Here is a 2,877-nt window from a genome sequence, read left to right as displayed (position 1 = left end):
GCCGCGGGCAGCGATGCCGCCCGCGCATCGGTCTCGACCGGTCGCGGCAAGCACTACATGGACGACATCCGCGTCGAGGTTGCGGCGGTAACCGCCTCCGAGCATGTGCTGCGGGAACGGCTGCGGCGCGAAGCGGGACGCTATGCCAGTCTCGCCGCCGTGGCCACGCTGGCGGCGACACTGACCGACGTGCTCCTCGTGGCCATCGCGCTGCAGTTCCTGTTCAGGCTGCTCAAGCGCCACCGCGTTACGGTGAACGAGCTGCAAGGCTTGAGCAACGAGCTGCGGGGCGGCATGGCGGAGCTGGGCCGGCGCAACGTGGAAATGTCGCTGCTGGCGCAGATGGCGCGCACGCTGGATTCATCCATGTCGCTTGCCGAAACGCTGGAGAGCATCTCCGTCTTCACCGTCAAGCTGATGCAGGACACCTCGGGTGAACTGTTCCTGTACCGGAACTCGCGCAACCTGCTGGAGAAGGCATTGCAGTGGGGCGAGCCGTCCCATGCGAAGGATGCCATCGAGCCGCACGAGTGCTGGGGGCTGCGCCTCGGGCGCGTGCACCTGGTGCAGGGCAAGGACGCGCTGTATTGCCCGCACCACCACCGGGATCTTGCGCCGGGCCGCGCGATTGTCTGCCTGCCCCTGTCGGCGCAGGGCGAAATCATCGGCCTGATGACGGTCGAGATGCCGGCGCGGGAGGATGAGGACAAGGAGCTCGCCGCCGGCCGCGTCAACCTGGCGACTGCCCTTGCCGAGCAGCTTGCCCTTGCGCTGTCCAACGCCAGGCTGAAGGAAGTGCTGAAGCTGCAATCGATCATCGATCCGCTCACCGGCCTGTTCAACCGCCGCTACATGGACGAGACGCTGTCCCGCGAACTGTCCCGCGCCCGCCGCAAGGCTTGCCCGCTGTCGCTGATGATGATCGACGTCGACCACTTCAAGTCGATCAACGACCGCTACGGCCACGAGGCGGGCGATGCGGTCCTGCGCACCGTGGCGGAACAGGTCAAGGCCAGCGTGCGCGATGGCGACCTCGTCTGCCGCTTCGGCGGCGAAGAGCTCGTCGTGCTGATGCCGGAGTGCGATATCCACGACGCCACCGCGCGCGCGGAAAAGTTGTGCGCCGCCGTCCGGTCGCTGCGCGTCTCCTACGGCGGGCACACCATCGGGCCGGTCACCGCATCCTTCGGCGTGGCGAGCTATCCCGATCGCGCGACCGACGAGACCTCCCTCATCGCCGCCGCCGACAAGGCGATGTACCGCGCCAAGTCCGCGGGCAGGGACAGGGTCGTGGTGGTGGAAATTCCGGTGGCGCAGGAAGCCTGATTCGCTGACGCCCTCTGGCGCGCGCTGTGGTTGGCACGCGTCACGCGATCAGGCAAGATGGCGGCTCCATCATCTCTGCCGAGACAACATGAAGCCATTCGCCATTTGTTGTTCCCTCGTCTTTCTTGCCGCCGGCACAGCGCACGCCGCGCATCCCCTCGTCACCGATGACACCGGCACGCAAGGCCGCGGCAATCACCAGCTCGAACTCAACACCGACCGCATGCGCGATGCCGGCGTGTCGAGCCAGTCGGCGGCCATCACCTATACCTACGGCCTGCGCGACGCGCTCGATGCCTTCGTCACGCTGCCTGCTGCCACGACCAGTCCGTCCGGCCTCGGCGATGTGGCGGCCGGATTCAAGTGGCGCTTCAGCGAGAGCGCAGGCACGACGTTCGGCCTCAAGCCCGAACTGTTTTTCGCGACCGGGAACGAGAACAGGGGACTGGGCAGCGGACGCGCGCATGCCGGCCTGACGCTGCTGGCGTCGCACCAGGCGGGAGAATGGACCTTGCTCGGCAATGCCGGCCTCGCGGTCAATCGCTATGCGCTTCCCGTCGACCACGACCAGAACCGGCGCTACGTCTGGCGCCTGTCGGCGGCGGCCATCCGTGAAGTGGCCGAAGGGTGGAAGGCACTGGTCGATTCCGGCGTCGCGCGCAATACAGCGCGTAGCGAGCGGACCCATCCGGCGTTCATCCTGTTGGGGATGATTTATTCGCCGTCGGAGAAGCTGGATCTCGATATCGGATGGAAGGCGGGATTGAATTCGGCGGAGACACACCGCCAGGTGGGGGCGGGTGTGACGGTCCGGTTTTAGACGACCATCAGCGTTCCATATGCCTTCAGGTCCGATCGCGGAACAAGCCGCGGCGATTCACTCTTCAGCATGGCCCGCAGGATTGCAAACTGCGCCGCATCGTCGATCACGATACAGCCTTCGCTTGAAACCTGCGTTCCCCTGGCTTGCAGGCGGAGACGCCCGCGCATCACCTCGTTGCGGAAGGTGTCGTCGTCGACCCTGTTGTCCATCGCGTACAAGGCAAACCAGGCGCCGTTGAACAGGCCGCGCGGGCCGCCGGATTCACTGTCGAGGATGAAGTACATGCCCGGCGCAATGGGACCGCTGCCATAGGGGCAGGCGAAGCGCCGCTGGTTCACTTGCGCACCCTTGCCCGAGAATGCGGGGAATGCCTTGGTGCGGAATTTCAGCACACTCATCGGTTCGCCATTGAGTTCGAACGTGCAATCGCGCATGCCAGTTTCCCCGAAGTGAAGTTGCAAAAAACTTAACTCCGGATTGTAGGGCGGCGACTGCCGATCGAGATGCCGGAAAACGCAGGTATCTGCACGTCCGCATCGCACATCGCGCAGGTGTCGGCGATAGCCGGCCGGAATTCATCCAAGCGCCAGTTGCACCTGCCTGATCGACGCCACCAGCGCATTCATCTTGCGCACCAGCGGCTCCACTTCATCGAACTGGCCGCGCATCTGCATCAGCCGCATTTCGCCTTCAAGCTCCGCGAATTCCGTCAGGTGGCGCGCCACGCG

Annotated in this window: 3 protein-coding genes; 2 read left to right on the top strand and 1 reads right to left on the bottom strand. The window is 65.3% G+C overall.

Going from position 1 to position 2,877, the window contains the following annotated elements; translation table 11 throughout:
* On the top strand, positions 1-1,326 hold a 1,326-nt coding region (locus AYR66_RS05670), incomplete at its 5' end, for a sensor domain-containing diguanylate cyclase (protein WP_206047070.1).
* Positions 1,327-1,414: 88 nt separating this feature from the next.
* Positions 1,415-2,146, top strand: a complete 732-nt coding sequence (locus tag AYR66_RS05665; RefSeq protein WP_088706717.1) for a transporter — start codon at positions 1,415-1,417, stop codon at positions 2,144-2,146.
* Here the strand turns inward: AYR66_RS05665 and AYR66_RS05660 are convergent.
* Complete coding sequence (locus AYR66_RS05660) at positions 2,143-2,583, bottom strand: tlde1 domain-containing protein (protein ID WP_234814772.1); 441 nt, start codon at positions 2,581-2,583, stop codon at positions 2,143-2,145. The two genes, AYR66_RS05665 and AYR66_RS05660, sit on opposite strands and share 4 nt — an antisense overlap.
* Between the last annotated feature and the right edge of the window lie 294 nt (positions 2,584-2,877).

Origin of the sequence: Noviherbaspirillum denitrificans (assembly GCF_002211445.1) — a bacterium.
Taxonomy (GTDB): domain Bacteria; phylum Pseudomonadota; class Gammaproteobacteria; order Burkholderiales; family Burkholderiaceae_D; genus Noviherbaspirillum; species Noviherbaspirillum denitrificans.
This window is presented reverse-complemented; position numbering and strand designations above follow the sequence as displayed.